We start from the raw sequence: 15,148 nt of genomic DNA on the forward strand, positions 1-15,148 counted from the left end.
GCCTAAGCGGATAGCTGGTCGTCCAGCGCCACGATTGGCCTGATTCGCAGGCTGACGATACGGTTCTTCTCACGCCGCAACACCACGAATCGCTTGCCATGAAAGGTAAATGCCTGGCGCTCGTCGGGAATGGACTGAGTCTCGTGGATAACCAGCCCCGCAACGGTGGTCGCCCAATCGTCGGGAAGGTTCCAGTCGAGTGCGCGGTTGAGATCGCGGATCGGCACAGAGCCATCGACGACAACCGAACCATCGGCTTCGATGGCAAGGCCTTTCATCTCGACGTCGTGCTCATCGGCGATTTCGCCGACGATCTCTTCGATAATATCCTCAAGAGTGATCAGCCCTTCCAGTTCGCCATATTCGTCCACCACCATGGCAAAGTGGCTTTTACGCCTGAGAAAGGCGTTGAGCTGATCCTGAAGAGTGGTGGTGTCCGGCACGAACCAGGCCGGCGCGGCAATGGCGCGGATATCGACCCGTGACGGATCGTTGTTTACATCGTGGAGGGCGCGCAGCAGATCCTTGGCGTGAATGACGCCGACAATATTGTCCGTCGTCCCTTCCCAAAGCGGCATACGCGTATAGGGAGAATGGAGGATTTGGCGCACGGCGTCCTCGGACGGATCGTCTGCATTGAGCGTTTGCATGCTCGTCCGGTGAATCATGACGTCGGAGACTTCTAATTCCGCCAGATCGAGAAGCCCGCCCAGCCGGTCGCGGTCGGCTTTGACGAACGCGCCTTCGCGATGCAGCACCTCCATCGTGCCTCGCAGCTCTTCATGTGCGGTCAGCATCGACTGTCCTTCGCCGAGCTTCACGCCGAACAGGCGCAGCACCAGGCGCACGAAGCCGTTGACGAGCGACGAGACAGGACCGAGCACCGCGACGTAAATCGCCATGACCCGGCTGACGGCCAGCGAAAACGTATCGGGCGAGGAGATCGCCCAGCTTTTCGGCAGCACCTCGGCGAAGATGACGAGCAGGACCGTCATCACAAGCGTCGCCCAGACCACGCCCTGATCGCCGAACAGTTCCAGAAACATCGACGTCGCAAGCGCGGAAGCGAGAATATTGACCAGATTGTTGCCGATCAGCAGCGCGCCGATCAGTCGGTCCCGCCGCTCGATGAGACGGCTGACGATCCCGGCGCGGGCGTCGCCTCCGTTCTCCAGACTGTGCATTCGCGCGCGGCTCGCCGCCGTCAGCGCCGTTTCCGAGCCGGAAAAGGTCGCTGACAGAATGATCAGAACCAGAATGACGAAAATGATCACCCACATCGGTGTCGTTATGCCGTCAGGCACTCCCTCAGAAATGTCAGAACCTCGGAGGGCGACACATCCTTGGCGATGAAGGAGCGGCCGATCCCCTCGGTCAGGATGAAGGTCAGCGCGCCGCGACGAACCTTCTTGTCCTGAGCAATATAGTTCAGAAGTTCGTCAGCGGGAGGAAGCTCGCCTGGAACATCCGACAGCCGTGTCGGCAGCCCGACGGCCGACAGATGCGCCTCCACCCTCTCGGCATCCTCGACGGCGCAGCGATTGAGCCGCACGGAGAACCGGTGCGCCAGCGCCATGCCAATTGCCACGCCCTCTCCATGGACGAGCCGGCTGCTGTCGTAGCCAGTCGCCCCTTCCAGGGCATGACCGAATGTATGACCGAGATTGAGCAGCGCGCGCTCGCCCTCCTCGTGCTCGTCGCGGGCGACGACCTCCGCCTTGCACTGGCACGATATCGCAATGGCTTCGCCACGTTCCGGCCCACCTTGGAAAACGGCCTGCCAATTTTTTTCGAGCCAGGCGAAAAAGTCCGGCCGATCGATAAGGCCATATTTCGCCACTTCGGCATAACCGGCGCGAAATTCCCGCTCGGAAAGCGTATCCAGAACGTTCGTGTCGGAAAGCACCAGTGCCGGCTGATGAAAAACGCCGACAAGATTTTTGCCATGGGACGAATTGATGCCGGTCTTGCCCCCGACCGAACTATCGACCTGCGCCAGAAGACTGGTCGGCGCCTGAACGAACTTCATGCCTCGTCGGGCGATCCCTGCAACGAAGCCGGACAGATCGCCGATCACCCCGCCTCCGAGTGCGATGACCGCATCGCCCCGCTCCATTCTCGTTCCGAGGACGAAATCGACCGCATCGAGCAGATATTCAGCGCTCTTGGTTCTTTCGCCGGCGGGCAGAAGTTTCGTCTCATAGGACAATCCGGCAGCGGCGAGAGCATCGGTCAACGTTTTGAGATGCAGGGCAGCGACGTTCTCATCGGTGAGGATCGCACAGCGCGCTCCTGGCAGACGCTCTGCGATCTGCTCACCCGCGCGTCGCAGAAGGTCCGGCCCGATCAGAATGTCGTAGGACTGCGGGCCAAGCTCCACCTGAAGCCGCCTGACGTCATCCTCACGCGTGATCATCCGCTTTATCTTTCTTGTTTGCCGAAATGCCCGGCCAGCGCTTCGACCATTTTCGCCGCCATCGCATCGCGCGGCAAATCCTCGCTTCGGACATGTAGGTCGGCCCGCGCATAAATCGGATAGCGTTCGTCCATTAGTCGCGCGAGCGTGCCGCGCGGATCGGGGTTCTGAAGGAGTGGCCGCCCCGGCTTGCGGCTCACTCGCGCGAAAAGGAGATCGAGATCGGCATCGATCCATATCGAAAAGGCCTTCCCGGCAATGGCCTGCCTCGTCTCGTCATTGACGAAGGCCCCGCCGCCGAGAGAAATGACCCGCTGCTGCTCGCCCAACAACCGGGCGATGACACGCCGCTCCAGATCACGAAATTCACTTTCGCCGTAAGCCTGGAAGAGTTCTGCAATCGCCATCGTGCTGGCGGTTTCGATCTCGTCATCGCTATCGATAAAGGGCAGTCCGAGTCGGCTTGAGATGGCGCGGCCCATCGCCGTTTTTCCAGCGCCCATCAATCCGACCAGAACGACATGCCGGCCGTCCAGGCCTTTCAATATCGTCTGGCGGGCCGCTTCGGCCTGTGCAGCGGGCGATGCCGCTTCGGATTGCGATTGTGTCGTCATGGCCGCCTTGCACATGAAAAGCGACGGGGCGTCAAGCGCTCGAACTTGCGTAGCCGGCGACTGGCGCGCATAAGAGGCAAACCCTCCGGTATGACTCGGGAAGATGGGGTCATGCCCACCCTCACACGTTTCGTCACGATCCTGATCATCTGCGCCGCCATCGTTTATGCGGCGGCTTTCGTGCTGGCCAATTTCGTTCAGCCGACGCGAGTGGAAGAGCGGATCGAATTGCCCATTCAGGAATTGCTGGAGCAGGCCGAGCGGCGAGAGAATGCATCGCGCCCGCCGACGACCGCACTTCCGGATGCTGACGAAGCCGCCGATACCGCTGGCGATCAAGACGATACACAATGAATGCGGACAGCTACCTGATAGAGAGCTTTCTGGAGATGCTGTCGGCAGAACGGGGAGCCGCAGCCAATACGCTTGCGGCCTATGAGCGCGACCTTCGCGACCTTTCGGAACATTGCAGCGCCGCGCTTGCCGAAGCCGACGAAGGCGCTTTACGACGCTATATTTCAGGACTTCCAGCGCGCGGCTATGCAGCCTCATCGCAGGCCAGACGATTGGCGGCACTGCGCCAGTTCTTTCAGTTTCTCTATGCGGAAGGATCGCGGACCGACGATCCGACGACAACTCTCGACAATCCCAAAAAACAGGCGCCCTTGCCAAAAATCCTCAGCGAAGACGACGTCACCAGACTGCTCGATCTGGCTGAGGAGGAAGCGCGCCTGGCCGGTGAGAAACTCGCACCGCTTCGCATGGCGGCCCTTCTCGAAGTTCTCTACGCGACCGGACTGCGGGTGTCAGAACTGGTTTCGCTTCCCGCTTCGGTCGCGCGCCGCGATGCCCGCTATTTCGTAGTGACAGGCAAGGGCGACAAAGAGCGGCTGGTACCCCTATCGCCGCCAGCCAGAGAGGCGATGGACCGCTGGATAAAACGGCGCGACCGCGCCCCGGCTTATGCGGACAGCCACTATCTTTTTCCCTCCCGTTCGGCCGCCGCCGGTTATCTTCCCCGGCAGGTCTTCGCGCGGGATTTGAAGGCGCTCGCCGCCCGTGCGGGTCTCGACCCGAAAGCCGTGTCGCCGCACGTCTTGCGCCACGCCTTCGCGTCTCACCTTCTTCAGAACGGTGCCGATTTGCGGTCGGTCCAGCAATTGCTCGGCCACGCGGATATTTCCACAACGCAAATCTATACCCATGTTCTTGAAGAACGGCTGGTTCGGCTGGTCCAGGATCATCATCCGCTTGCGGGGCCTAAGACGAGCCGGTAAGGAAAATCTGGATTTTGACTTGATCGGCGTCTTACGCCAGCCGAGACTTTTACAAAGCGGCCCCGCCGCGTGATCCGAAGGACGTGCATGTATAACTATCTCGATTTCGAGAAGCCGGTCGCCGAACTGGAAACCCGGATCACGGAACTGAAAACGACGATGGGCGAAACAGGCTCGGTCGACGTCAAGGACGAGATTGCCGGCCTTGAGACGCGCGCGAAAGACGCGCTCCGCGATCTCTACAAGTCGCTGACGCCCTGGCAGAAAGCGCAGGTGGCCCGCCATCCAGACCGTCCGCATTGCGTCGATTTCGTCAAAACGCTGATCGACGATTTCACGCCGCTAGCAGGCGACCGGAAATTCGCTGAGGATGAGGCCGTCATCTCCGGCTTCGGTCGGTTCCGCGGCCAGAGCGTCTGCGTGCTCGGACAGGAAAAGGGCAACGACACCGAGTCCCGCCTCAAGCGAAACTTCGGCATGGCCCGGCCGGAAGGCTATCGCAAAGCCGTTCGGCTTATCGAACTGGCGGAGCGTTTCGCCATCCCCGTTATCACTTTCGTCGATACGACGGGCGCGTATCCCGGTATGGGCGCCGAAGAGCGTGGACAGGCGGAGGCGATCGCCCGCTCCACGCAGGCCTGCCTCAATCTCTCCACGCCTCTGGTTTCCGTCATCATCGGTGAAGGCGGCTCCGGCGGCGCGATCGCCCTGGCGACCGCGAACCGGGTCTATATGCTGGAACACGCCATCTATTCGGTAATCTCGCCGGAAGGCGCCGCGTCCATTCTCTGGCATGACAGCGCGCGGGCAAAGGATGCGGCCACGGGTATGCGCATCACGGCGCAGGATCTCTCCGAACTGAAGGTTATCGACGGTGTAGTCCCGGAACCTGTCGGCGGCGCGCATCGAAATCCCGAACAGACCATCGCGCGTACCGGCGATCAGATCGATGCGGCGCTACGCGATCTGGCTGGCGATGGCCGCGACCTGAAGCAGGAGCGTCGCGACAAGTTCCTGGCCATCGGGCGCAATATATAGTTGACGCCCGACGGCACTATGGTTTCAGTTTGTTAGGGCGAGGCCGTCACGGCTTGATGTAGGTATATCCCATCTGCTGAAGCCGTGACAGTTCGGCGACACCGGACGGAACGATATCCTCTTCCCAGACCTCGAAAAGATCGTTCTCATAGCTGATGTTGCGTCCGGTCAGCGTGTTGTTGCACACGTGAAAACCGACATTCTGTGACTTGAGGTTCAGAACGTCCTGCTGCAGCTTCTCATTCTGCTTGGCGTTTTTCAGAAGCGAAACGCCATTGCCGTGAAGCACCACCTTCACATCGAGGTTCTCCTTGCCTACCGCATTGATATGGTTCTGGATGTTACGCATTGCGCCACGATAGGCCTTGTCTTCTTCTCCACCATTATAATTGATGTGATAGACGACCTTCTGCTTTCCATACCGAGAATCTTCTGCGGACGCGCCCGACGCCATCATCATCAAAGATGCAAGCGCGGCAAGAACGACGAATAAACGTGTCATGATGTCCTCCCAAACATTGCGGCGGACGACTTCCGCTCTCGGAAAGTTCCGCCATGACTTGGATCGGTTGATCCGAATATATCTATACAACCATACGAGGTAATTGAGAAGCGACAGACGGTCGCCAGGTGTCGACGGCGTGTTGACGCGGGCCCCGAATGGTGGTCACAAAATGGCCGAACCTTTGCGGCATACCCGCCAAGGTTGGGGGTGCTGGTTAATGCCAGCCTTAACCCTGCCGCAAGGCGGCGGAGTTAATATGATTTTCCGAGAGCGCGCATGGGCGCATGTTCCGGGGATGATGGGGTTGAGAACGATCATGGTGAAAGCCACGCTTCGCGCGCTCGCGTTTCTTGTCACGCTCGCTGCTCCAATCGCGCTGACGGCCTGCACCGACACGCTGGATAAGGTCGCAAAGGCCGAGAAACCGCTGCCAAACAAGCTCGTCCGGAAAATGAAGGCCATGGGTATGAGCGAAACCTCGCCCATTCTCGTACGCCTCTACAAGGAAGAGAGCACCCTGGAGATCTGGAAGCAGAAGACGGATGGCCGCTACGCCTTCGTCCAAAGCTACCCGATCTGCAAATATTCCGGAAAGCTGGGCCCGAAATATGTCGAAGGCGACCGCCAGGCGCCCGAAGGCTTCTATACGGTGCGCCCGCACCAGATGAACCCGGACAGCCAATACTATCTCGCCTTCAACATCGGCTATCCCAACGCTTTTGACCGCGCCCACGGTCGTACCGGCCAGCACTTGATGGTGCATGGGGATTGTTCGTCGTCTGGCTGCTACGCCATGACCGACGAATATGTCGGCGAAATCTATGCTTTCGCACGCGACGCCTTCCGGGGCGGTCAGCGCGAATTCCAGATCCAGGCCTTCCCCTTCAAGATGACGGAATCGAACATGGCGCGCTATGCCGGCGATCCGAATATGGATTTCTGGCGCCAGCTCAAGGACGGTTCGGATTTCTTTGAACTGACTGGCCAGCCGCCTGCCGTCGGTGTCTGTCAGGGGCGGTACGTCTTCGGCCGTCAGCGGGACGGCATCGCCGCCGAGAGTGGCAATTGCCCGGAGATGGACAAGCCGGCCTCCCTTTCTCTGGCCTTCGCCAAGAAGACAGTGGACAATATGGGCGTTTTCTCCAAAGCGCTCGATCGCGCGGCCAGCGGTAAGGTCACGCCGCCCCGGAATTCCATCAACGGACTTGAAGAAGCGCGACTTGTTTCCGATTGGATGAAGAAGCGCGTACGTGGTGAAAAGACATCGCGGCTTCCGCCCTCTCTCGGCACGAATGGCCCTGTCACACCCCAGCGCGCTGCCGAAGAGAAAGAAAGAGCCGAGGCGGCCCGGTCGCGCGCTGCGGCGATGATTGCGGCCAGCGTTGCCGCCACCTCCCAGCCTGCAGCCGAAAATGTCGCAGATGACCTGCCCACTTCCGCCGTTTCGACAAGCGGAGAAACCGACATCGAGCAGCGTTTCGCGCGGTGACCGAAAACACCATTGCTGCGGAGCCTGCGAAATCGGACGATTCCGACCTTTACGACCTGCGCGGCCTTTCCTGCCCGATGCCCGTTTTGAAAACCCGCCGGCGTCTCCGAGACATGAGGCCCGGTCAACCGCTCGCCATTCTGACATCGGACCCGCTGGCGGTTATTGATATCCCGGCCTTTTGCCATGAGGACGGCCACACGCTTCTGATTAGCGAAAGTCTGGCGGACGGCCATCGCTTCGTTATTTCGCGCGGCAGATGACGATTAGAACGAGGAGAAACCCGGCACCGCCAGCGGATTGTCCGAAAGGGCGGCTGCATCGGGTCGATCCATTGCGACCTGTCCGGTAAAGGCGCCGAAAATCGCTTCGACCTCACCCGCTCGATCACCCTGTGTGATGACCACAATCGCCGTTTCCGGTGAGCTTTCATCGGGCCAGTGATCCAGAAAGCGCGGGGGATGAACCATGCTCTGCACGGCCTGGACCACCAGTGGCCGCTCATCGCCAGCCAGCCTCACGAGCCCCTTGACCCGCAAAAGCCGGCTGCCGAGCGTGCCGACCAGCACTTCAAGAAAACCGTTCAACGCAATCGGGGCAAGCGGCCGATCCGTCCGCAAAACGGTCGTCGCATAATTCGCGCTGTGGCGATGGCTGTGAGCGGCTTTCTCGTGTTGATGCGCGTGACCGTCGTCTTCGCATGAAAACGAGGAACGACCTCCGCTCTGCAACGCAGCCTGGGAAAGGCGGCCGAGCAGTTGCGACGCATCATCGTCGGTCTGCCTGACCTCTGCGTAGGGTGAAAGGTGGCGAAGCGTCGCGTGCAACCGCGAGCGATGGCCCGAGCTAGCCAGTTCGGTTTTTGATAAGAGGAGTAGGTCCGCGACTGCGACCTGTCGGCGCGCCTCATCGAATTCGGCCAGCGTCGCCTCGCCATGCTGAAGATCGACAACGGTTATGACGCCACTCAATAGGGCACGATCCGACGCACCGATCTCCATGAGGATCGGCATGGGATCCGCCATCCCGGAAGTCTCGATCAAGATCCGCGTCAGCGATCTGCCTCGTACTGACGCGGCGTCGATCAGTTCCAAAAGCGTTTGGTCGAGCGCCCCACCTCCCGCGCAGCAGAGGCAGCCGCCCGCCATTTCCAGAACCGTGCCGCCAGTCGCGGTTTCAATGAGCGTGCCATCGACAGGAACATCGCCAAACTCGTTGACGATGACGCCCGTCTCGCCAAGCGCCGGATCGAGGAGGAGCCGGTTAAGAAAAGTCGTTTTGCCCGCGCCAAGAAACCCGGTCAGCAATATGACGGGCAACCCGCCGGAGCGTTCGTTCATTGCGCCTGCGTCGGCCGGCTTTCAGGGACCGGAATGGCGACAATGGCTGGCTCGGCCAATGCCGACTGAGCATCTTCTTCATCCGTTGCTGACGGTGCCGGTGCCGACTGCGATGCCGCCACCTCCTCAGCCACGCCATCTTCGACCTCTTCTGTGACGCTGGCCTCATCGGCATCGTCTGCCGGATCGACTGGCGGCTGTTCGTTCATGAGATCGCGAAGCGCGGCAGGCCTTGCGGCGGGGATCGGTATGTCAACCATACCCGTATTGCGGGCCGGCGGGCCATCAGCGCCGCCGAGCGAGACGGCAATCGCCTGGGGCGCGCGTTGCATCGGTTCGATATTGGAAGAGCGGTAGATCAATTTGCCGTCGACATCGCGGCCGTCATAACGGTCGAGCTGCGCCTGCCCCGTGCAGATATCGTTTCGAATATCGGCGACCTCGGTTCCGCCCTCTCCGCTGCGCGGCAGCGTCAGCACGGTATCGGTAACGGTCTCCGGATCGGTATCGAAGCCCGCAGCCAGAAGATCGGCGGCCTTTTCGGCGCGCACCTGCTGGTCCAGCGCTCCAAGCACGACCGCGACGATGGTGCGCCCATTGCGTGTGGCAGACGCCACAAGATTGAAACCGGATGCACAGATATAGCCGGTCTTCATGCCGTCCGCCCCGGCCATCCGCCCGATAAGAATATTCGTATTGCGGACCGGAGCATTGCGTCCGGGCAGCTTCAGCGCCTCGATGGAGAAGATACCGGCATATTGCGGATATTCCCGCCGCACATACGCTGCCAGAAGCCCGAAATCGCGCGCTGTGGTGTATTGGCCGGACGCGGGCAGGCCGTGCGGATTGACGAAATGCGTGTCGGTCATTCCGATCGCGGCTGCGCGCTCGTTCATCATGGCCAGAAACTTGTCGCGCGTTCCGCCGACCGCCTCGCCGATAGCCATGGCCACATCGTTTGCGCTTTTGACCAGCATGATCTTGAGCGCGTTTTCCAGCGTCAGTTCCGTGCCGACCGGATAGCCCATCTTGCTGGGCGGCTCAGCGGCAGCGCGTTTGGTGATTTTGACCGGCGAACGCATCGACATCTCGCCGGACCGGACAGCCTCGAAGGCTAGAAAGGCGGTCATGATCTTGGTGATCGAAGCCGGATACCAGCGATCGAACGCCTGTTCGTGAGCCAGCACTTTGCCCGTTGCGACATCGACGACGATATAGGGGTTCGCGTGCGCTGAAGTAGCGGCAAGACACACGACGAGCAGGCTGGCGAGAAAAGAACGATGGCGCATCAAGAATCCCGAATGGCGTTAGGCGATCGATTGGCTGGCCTTGCCGAAGAGTTGCGGCGGCAATGGGACGGATCCCGCTTTGCCGAACGAATATCGTCGTTCTGCTGCCCGCCGTCCAGACCGCTCCCATATATCGGCCCGATTTGCATCTTGGAAAGACCCGGGCGCTTCTGCTAAGCGAAGGGCGCGCGGTCCCGTAGCTCAGCAGGATAGAGCATCAGATTCCTAATCTGAGGGTCACAGGTTCGAATCCTGTCGGGATCGCCAATATTTTGTCCCACCGCCAAAGGCCACGTCAATTAGCTTTGCGGACAGGTAATTTGCTGTTTCATCGAGATGCATGCTTCGGCGGTTGGCATGGGTTTCATGTGTTAGCACCAAAAAAAGACTTCCATCTTTCAAAGCGCTTCAAACGTTAGATCCCAACCGCCTCATAGAGCCCCTTTATTCTTGTCAGCGCGAGGACATAAGCTGCGGTGCGAAGGTCTTTGACAGCGGAATTTTCGGCCATCAGATTGGACATACGCGCGTAGGCGGCGCGCATTTTTTCCTCAAGGCCTGAACGGACAAGGTTGAGTTCCGTGCCTCCGGTGACGAAAGCCAGCTTGTGCTCGGCGCTGAAGGTCATATTCAGGGATTTCTCCAGACCTTCTATCAACCGGGCCTGTTCGTGCTCGCGCTGACGGCGCTCCATTAGCCCAAACGGCATATGGGTGATATTCTTCACCCATTCGAAGTAGGAGACGGTGACACCACCTGCATTGGCAACGAGATCGGGGATGATGGTGACACCCATCTCGCTGAGAATCCTGTCCGCCTCGTAGGTTACGGGGCCATTGGCGGCTTCGACAATCAGCTGGGTCTTGATCCGCTTCGCATTGCCCGCATGAATGACGCTTTCCATAGCGGCCGGGATCAGAATATCGCAGGCGCTTTCCAAGGCCCCGGCACCGTCTGCATCGTAATGAATTTTGCCGCCCTCAAAGCCTTTGACGCCGCCCGTGACGCTCACATGCGCCTTGAGCTTTTCAATATCGAGACCGTCGGGTTTGCGGACGACACCATCGCGTTCGATCACCGCGATAATCTTGCAGCCATCCTCGGCCAGAAACTTGGCGGCATGGTAACCCACATTGCCCAGACCCTGCACGATTACCCGACACCCCTTGAGGGTTTTGGGCAATCTGGTCTTGCTGCGGTCCCGTTCAGTGGCGAAGAACTCGCGGATCGCATATTGCACCCCCCTGCCCGTCGCTTCGACCCGACCTTCGATGCCACCCGCCGCCACAGGCTTGCCGGTCACACAGCCTGCCGCATTGATATCCTCGGGATGCATGCGCAGATACTCATTAGCCATCCAGACCATGGTGCGCTCGGAGGTCCCGACATCCGGTGCCGGCACATTGATCGCGGGGCTTAGAAAGTTCTGGCGCGACAGTTCCTGGGTGAATCGCCTCGTGATCTTCTCCAGCTCCGTGTCGGTCCACTTCCCGACATCGATCTTCAGCGCTCCCTTCGATCCGCCGAATGGCAGTTCCATAAGGGCGCACTTATAGCTCATAAGCGCCGCGAGCGCCTCGACCTCGTCCTGATCGACATTGGGTGCATAGCGAATGCCGCCCTTGGCTGGCGCCGGGTGGTTGGTATGCACTGCGCGCCAACCCTCGAACGTATACATCCGTCCCCGCAGCCGGACCCCGAACCTGGTGATATAGGTCTCGTTGCAGATCCGGATCTTTTCCGCCAACCCCTCCTGCATCGGCACCAGCTTCGCCGCCCGGCAAAACATTTCATCGACGTCGGAGAGAAAACCTCGGCTGCTAGAAAGCCGACTATCAGACAGCTGAGTTTCCAGTTTCAGCACTTCGAGCTCCTAAGACTGGTGGTCGTCATCTTGGGGGTTAGACTGATGCGGACCAGCACGCAGGGTCGCCCGCGGATCGATGGTCCAAGGGGTACGCCGCAGAAATATGCGTAATCGGCTTCGGCGACGGATAAGTCAGACCAGTCAGCGGAGAAAACGCTTCTCGTTCTGTTTGACCGAGTCCATTTTCTGTAGACGAAAAATTTCCGCTACCGGCACGATATCCGCATCGGCGTTCTGGATTCCGCCATCGTTAATGATCTGCGCGAACACCTTTTGCATCCCTGTCACCGCAGCGCGAACCGCGTGGTTGCCGTAGATAAGAATGCCGATTTTGTTGAGCGATCTGGCGCGCGCTTCCGTCATCTGCGGATAGGCGGTCGGGATAATGACAATTTTAGCCGTTCCATCCCAGGCATTTATGAAGCTCTCGATTTCATCGGGCGTCTTCTGTTTCGAATGGATCAGGATCATATCGGCACCCGCAGCCTCATAGGCGCGGGCCCGCGCCAGCGCCTCCTGCTCGCCGCGGCCGGCAATCAGCGCCTCGGTGCGGGCAATGATCAGGAATTCCGGATCTTTACGGGCGCTCAAAGCCGCTTCGATCTTGCCCTGAAATTCCGCAATCGGCAAAAGGTCCTGACGGCCGCCATCGATCAGCGATGTCACCTTGGGAAACATCTTGTCTTCGAGGACAACAGCCGCCGCGCCAGCCGCCTCGAACTGCTCGACAGTATAAAGCACGTTGATCGCGTTTCCGTAGCCGGTGTCCACATCAGCGACGATGGGCAACGAGGTCCGCGCCGCCATGTTGCGCATATTGGTCAAGTGCTCGGTCATCGAAACCAGCGATATGTCGGCCAACCCCATGGCTGCCGAAATTTCGAAACCGCTGGCCCAGATGCCGTCGAATCCGGCCTCCTCAACCAGCATGGCGGAAAGAGGATCGTGAGCGGCCATCACACGGGCCACGCTGCCGCCGGCAAACATTTGGCGAAGGTTTTTGCTTGTTTTTCGCATGTTATTACACTTTCACGGAATTACGCGGCGCCCTGCGCGCGCGTGAGCTTGGAGACAGCTGCGCCGATAGCGGTGCAGGCGTTTTTCAAATCGTCTTCCGATGATGCGTAGGAAATGCGGATAAACCCGTCGGCCAGAAAACCAGAGCCCGGCACGACCGCGACGCCCGCTTCCTCCATCAGGTACATCGCAAAATCCATGTCGGTTTTGATCGTTTTGCCGGCGGGCGTCTTGCGGCCAATGATTTCCTGACACCCGATGAACACGTAGAACGCGCCATTGGGCGTATCGCAGGAAAGACCGGGGATCTCATTGACGAGTTCGACCACCAGGTCGCGCCGTTTCTCAAAGGCGTCTCGGAATTCCTTGATGAAGCCTTGGTCGCCGTTGAGCGCCTCGACCGCGGCATGCTGGGAAATCGAACTCGTATGCGATGTCGACTGTCCCTGCACTGTGTTCATCGCCTTGATGAGTTCGAGCGGCCCACCGGCATATCCCACACGCCAGCCGGTCATGGCGCAGGACTTCGAAGTGCCGTTCACGGTCAAGGTTCGGCTGGCCAGATCGGGGGCGACTTCCGCCATCGTGCAGAACTCGGCATCGCCATAAATCAAGTGCTCGTAAATATCGTCGGCGAGTACCCAGACCCTTGGGAAATCCCGCAGCACAGCGGCAACACCCTCAAGGTTCTCGCGGGAATAAACCGCACCCGTTGGATTGGAAGGCGAGTTCAGCATGAGCCATTTGGTGCGGGGCGTAATGGCGGCGCGAAGATCGGAAGGCTGCATGATGAAGCCGTTGTCGACACGCGTTTCAACGGCAATTGGGACGCCGCCTGCCAGCTTGATGATTTCGGGATAGGACACCCAGCATGGTGTTGGGAAAACGACTTCGTCGCCTTCATCCAGGCTCGCAACCAGCGCGTTGAATAGCAATTGCTTGGCGCCGCAGCCAACCGTGATCTGCTCAGGGGTAAAATTGAGAGAGTTGTCGCGCCTGAATTTCTCCACGACGGCTTCGCGTAGCGCGGGAATGCCGGCGACCGCCGTATATTTTGTGTGACCGGCGTGGATCGCGGCAATTGCAGCCTGGGAGATGTGCTCTGGCGTCGCGAAATCCGGTTCACCCTGTGACAGGGTGATAATCGACTTGCCTTGCGCTTTCAATTCGGCCGCGAGCGCGGTCATGGCTTTGGTTTGCGAAGGCTTCACCGCCGACAATTTGGCAGACAGGATGTCCATGTTCTGATCCTTCGATTTTCGGAGACGAAGGGGTCGGCGCTTGCCGACCCCATGACTTGGGAAGAGATGGGGTTTCTCAGCCCCGCGACTTGGCCCAGAGTTCCAAGAGCATTTCGCGGTCGGCAGCCGCCTGGCTCTGATCGATGTCGATGATCTTGATGTCTTTCATCAAAGGCAGACCGCTCGACTGCAGCGCCTCGTCGAGATCGGCGCGGGACGGGCGGCGGAACGTCAGTCCGACCAGACCCGCCTGCATGTCCTGGGACAGCAGAAGATCGTACACGCGCTTGGCATCATCCGGATGCGGCGCATTTTTGATCAGTGCCAATCCCTCGGGAGACAAGAATGTGCCGTCGGAAGGATAGACCAGCTTGATTTCTTTCTGGCCGCCAGCAACGTAGCGCTGTGCGGCGTACTCCATCGTCATCCCGACAGCGAACTCACCCTGTGCGACCGTACTGTAGGCACCGCTCGTCGATCCCTGAAGTTCTACGACCTTGGCGAGCTTCTGGACGCCTTTCTCTCCATAGAGCTTATAGATGCCGTAAAGCTGAGCATAAGCAGAACTGGAATTGGCGGGATCGGCCATCGTGACCTTTCCCTTCCAGCTTTCTTCCATGATGTCTTCCCAGGTCTCTGGAACCTCTCCGCCAACTATGTCCTCGTTGACCATCAGAACCATCACATGCGTATTCGTGCCGGTCCAAGAGTCGTCCTTGGCCTGCAGTGCGGGCAACAGATTGTCCACTTCGGGGCTGTCGTATTTTTCAAAGAGTTCCGAGAATTCGGCGAGGGTCGAAAACCCGCTGCTCCAGAAAAGATCCGCGACGTTATTGTCTTTTTCTGCTTCGATGCGCCTCAACAAGGTGCCCGAACTTCCGGCGATCACATTGAGTGTGATGTCGGGCGCTTCTTCACGGACCTTGTCCAGCACCATAGCCACCGAGTCTTCGCTGTTGGAAGTATAGAGATTGACTTCACCCGCACTTGCGATCCCGCCCGTAAGCGTCAGGGCAGTTGCAGCGGTGAGGCCTATAAGTAGATTTTTCATCGTT

Annotated in this window: 14 protein-coding genes, 1 tRNA gene and 1 pseudogene; 6 read left to right on the forward strand and 10 right to left on the reverse strand. The window is 59.4% G+C overall.

Annotated elements, in window-relative coordinates:
- Positions 1–2 precede the first annotated feature (2 nt).
- From NIM86_RS11340 to NIM86_RS11350, 3 genes are read right to left on the reverse strand one after another with little or no spacing between them, the layout of a single operon-like run.
- Positions 3–1,280 carry an HlyC/CorC family transporter gene (locus tag NIM86_RS11340; RefSeq protein ID WP_253382191.1) on the reverse strand — a complete coding sequence of 426 codons (1,278 nt, stop codon included), beginning with the start codon at positions 1,278–1,280 and terminating at the stop codon, positions 3–5.
- Positions 1,281–1,288: 8 nt separating this feature from the next.
- On the reverse strand, positions 1,289–2,416 hold the full coding sequence (aroB, locus tag NIM86_RS11345) for a 3-dehydroquinate synthase (protein WP_253382192.1): 1,128 nt from the start codon (positions 2,414–2,416) through the stop codon (positions 1,289–1,291).
- A gap of 5 nt (positions 2,417–2,421) precedes the next feature.
- The gene (locus NIM86_RS11350) at positions 2,422–3,030 is read right to left on the reverse strand and encodes a shikimate kinase (protein ID WP_253382194.1); all 609 of its coding nucleotides are present in this window, start codon (positions 3,028–3,030) and stop codon (positions 2,422–2,424) included.
- 111 nt (positions 3,031–3,141) lie between these two features.
- Between NIM86_RS11350 and NIM86_RS11355 the strand changes: the two genes are divergently transcribed.
- The 3 genes from NIM86_RS11355 (at position 3,142) to NIM86_RS11365 (ending at position 5,345) form a co-directional block, all read left to right on the forward strand.
- Positions 3,142–3,384 (forward strand): hypothetical protein, encoded by a 243-nt coding sequence (locus tag NIM86_RS11355; RefSeq protein WP_253382196.1) that lies wholly within the window; start codon positions 3,142–3,144, stop codon positions 3,382–3,384.
- Positions 3,381–4,307: a site-specific tyrosine recombinase XerD gene (locus NIM86_RS11360; protein WP_253382198.1), complete on the forward strand. Its 927-nt coding sequence runs from the start codon at positions 3,381–3,383 to the stop codon at positions 4,305–4,307. The genes NIM86_RS11355 and NIM86_RS11360 overlap by 4 nt, the downstream gene beginning before the upstream one ends.
- An 87-nt stretch (positions 4,308–4,394) precedes the next feature.
- Positions 4,395–5,345, forward strand: coding sequence for an acetyl-CoA carboxylase carboxyltransferase subunit alpha (locus NIM86_RS11365; protein ID WP_253382200.1), 951 nt, complete (start codon positions 4,395–4,397; stop codon positions 5,343–5,345).
- Positions 5,346–5,391: 46 nt separating this feature from the next.
- Here NIM86_RS11365 and NIM86_RS11370 read toward each other — a convergent pair whose 3' ends face one another.
- The gene (locus tag NIM86_RS11370) at positions 5,392–5,847 is read right to left on the reverse strand and encodes a DsrE family protein (protein ID WP_253382202.1); all 456 of its coding nucleotides are present in this window, start codon (positions 5,845–5,847) and stop codon (positions 5,392–5,394) included.
- 259 nt (positions 5,848–6,106) lie between these two features.
- Here NIM86_RS11370 and NIM86_RS11375 point away from each other — a divergent pair, with 259 nt between their 5' ends.
- Positions 6,107–7,339 carry a murein L,D-transpeptidase family protein gene (locus NIM86_RS11375; RefSeq protein ID WP_371872884.1) on the forward strand — a complete coding sequence of 411 codons (1,233 nt, stop codon included), beginning with the start codon at positions 6,107–6,109 and terminating at the stop codon, positions 7,337–7,339.
- 77 nt (positions 7,340–7,416) lie between these two features.
- Positions 7,417–7,602: a sulfurtransferase TusA family protein gene (locus tag NIM86_RS11380; RefSeq protein ID WP_253382628.1), complete on the forward strand. Its 186-nt coding sequence runs from the start codon at positions 7,417–7,419 to the stop codon at positions 7,600–7,602.
- Positions 7,603–7,605: 3 nt separating this feature from the next.
- On the opposite strand, the gene NIM86_RS11385 is transcribed toward NIM86_RS11380, so the two are convergent.
- Both NIM86_RS11385 and NIM86_RS11390 read right to left on the reverse strand, forming a co-directional pair.
- Positions 7,606–8,679, reverse strand: a complete 1,074-nt coding sequence (locus tag NIM86_RS11385) for a GTP-binding protein (RefSeq protein ID WP_253382204.1) — start codon at positions 8,677–8,679, stop codon at positions 7,606–7,608.
- Positions 8,680–8,906: 227 nt separating this feature from the next.
- Positions 8,907–9,968, reverse strand: a pseudogene (locus NIM86_RS11390) (D-alanyl-D-alanine carboxypeptidase family protein); the annotation flags it as partial.
- A gap of 190 nt (positions 9,969–10,158) precedes the next feature.
- On the opposite strand from NIM86_RS11390, the gene NIM86_RS11395 reads away from it, so the two are divergent.
- Positions 10,159–10,235: transfer RNA gene (locus NIM86_RS11395), tRNA-Arg, on the forward strand.
- 148 nt (positions 10,236–10,383) lie between these two features.
- Here the strand turns inward: NIM86_RS11395 and NIM86_RS11400 are convergent.
- The 4 genes from NIM86_RS11400 to NIM86_RS11415 form a co-directional block, all read right to left on the reverse strand.
- A complete protein-coding gene (locus NIM86_RS11400) occupies positions 10,384–11,832 on the reverse strand; it encodes a Glu/Leu/Phe/Val dehydrogenase (protein ID WP_371872885.1) in 1,449 nt (482 codons plus the stop codon).
- A gap of 144 nt (positions 11,833–11,976) precedes the next feature.
- Positions 11,977–12,852: an isocitrate lyase/phosphoenolpyruvate mutase family protein gene (locus tag NIM86_RS11405; RefSeq protein WP_253382208.1), complete on the reverse strand. Its 876-nt coding sequence runs from the start codon at positions 12,850–12,852 to the stop codon at positions 11,977–11,979.
- Between the two features lie 20 nt (positions 12,853–12,872).
- Entirely contained in the window at positions 12,873–14,093 is a 1,221-nt protein-coding gene (locus NIM86_RS11410; protein WP_253382210.1) for a pyridoxal phosphate-dependent aminotransferase, read from the reverse strand.
- Positions 14,094–14,169: 76 nt separating this feature from the next.
- Positions 14,170–15,144 (reverse strand): extracellular solute-binding protein, encoded by a 975-nt coding sequence (locus NIM86_RS11415; RefSeq protein ID WP_253382212.1) that lies wholly within the window; start codon positions 15,142–15,144, stop codon positions 14,170–14,172.
- Positions 15,145–15,148: the final 4 nt, after the last annotated feature.

It is taken from the genome of Notoacmeibacter sp. MSK16QG-6 (assembly GCF_024158145.1).
In the GTDB taxonomy this organism is placed as follows: Bacteria; Pseudomonadota; Alphaproteobacteria; order Rhizobiales; family Rhizobiaceae; genus Notoacmeibacter.

What these genes read in the sequence shown, in the direction of transcription:
- NIM86_RS11340 (WP_253382191.1), bottom strand. Translation starts at nt 1,280, where the DNA reads ATGTGGGTGATCATTTTCGTCATTCTGGTTCTGATCATTCTGTCAGCG.
- aroB (WP_253382192.1), bottom strand. Translation starts at nt 2,416, where the DNA reads ATGATCACGCGTGAGGATGACGTCAGGCGGCTTCAGGTGGAGCTTGGC.
- NIM86_RS11350 (WP_253382194.1), bottom strand. Translation starts at nt 3,030, where the DNA reads ATGACGACACAATCGCAATCCGAAGCGGCATCGCCCGCTGCACAGGCC.
- NIM86_RS11355 (WP_253382196.1), top strand. Translation starts at nt 3,142, where the DNA reads ATGCCCACCCTCACACGTTTCGTCACGATCCTGATCATCTGCGCCGCC.
- NIM86_RS11360 (WP_253382198.1), top strand. Translation starts at nt 3,381, where the DNA reads ATGAATGCGGACAGCTACCTGATAGAGAGCTTTCTGGAGATGCTGTCG.
- NIM86_RS11365 (WP_253382200.1), top strand. Translation starts at nt 4,395, where the DNA reads ATGTATAACTATCTCGATTTCGAGAAGCCGGTCGCCGAACTGGAAACC.
- NIM86_RS11370 (WP_253382202.1), bottom strand. Translation starts at nt 5,847, where the DNA reads ATGACACGTTTATTCGTCGTTCTTGCCGCGCTTGCATCTTTGATGATG.
- NIM86_RS11375 (WP_371872884.1), top strand. Translation starts at nt 6,107, where the DNA reads ATGATTTTCCGAGAGCGCGCATGGGCGCATGTTCCGGGGATGATGGGG.
- NIM86_RS11380 (WP_253382628.1), top strand. Translation starts at nt 7,417, where the DNA reads ATGCCCGTTTTGAAAACCCGCCGGCGTCTCCGAGACATGAGGCCCGGT.
- NIM86_RS11385 (WP_253382204.1), bottom strand. Translation starts at nt 8,679, where the DNA reads ATGAACGAACGCTCCGGCGGGTTGCCCGTCATATTGCTGACCGGGTTT.
- NIM86_RS11405 (WP_253382208.1), bottom strand. Translation starts at nt 12,852, where the DNA reads ATGCGAAAAACAAGCAAAAACCTTCGCCAAATGTTTGCCGGCGGCAGC.
- NIM86_RS11410 (WP_253382210.1), bottom strand. Translation starts at nt 14,093, where the DNA reads ATGGACATCCTGTCTGCCAAATTGTCGGCGGTGAAGCCTTCGCAAACC.
- NIM86_RS11415 (WP_253382212.1), bottom strand. Translation starts at nt 15,144, where the DNA reads ATGAAAAATCTACTTATAGGCCTCACCGCTGCAACTGCCCTGACGCTT.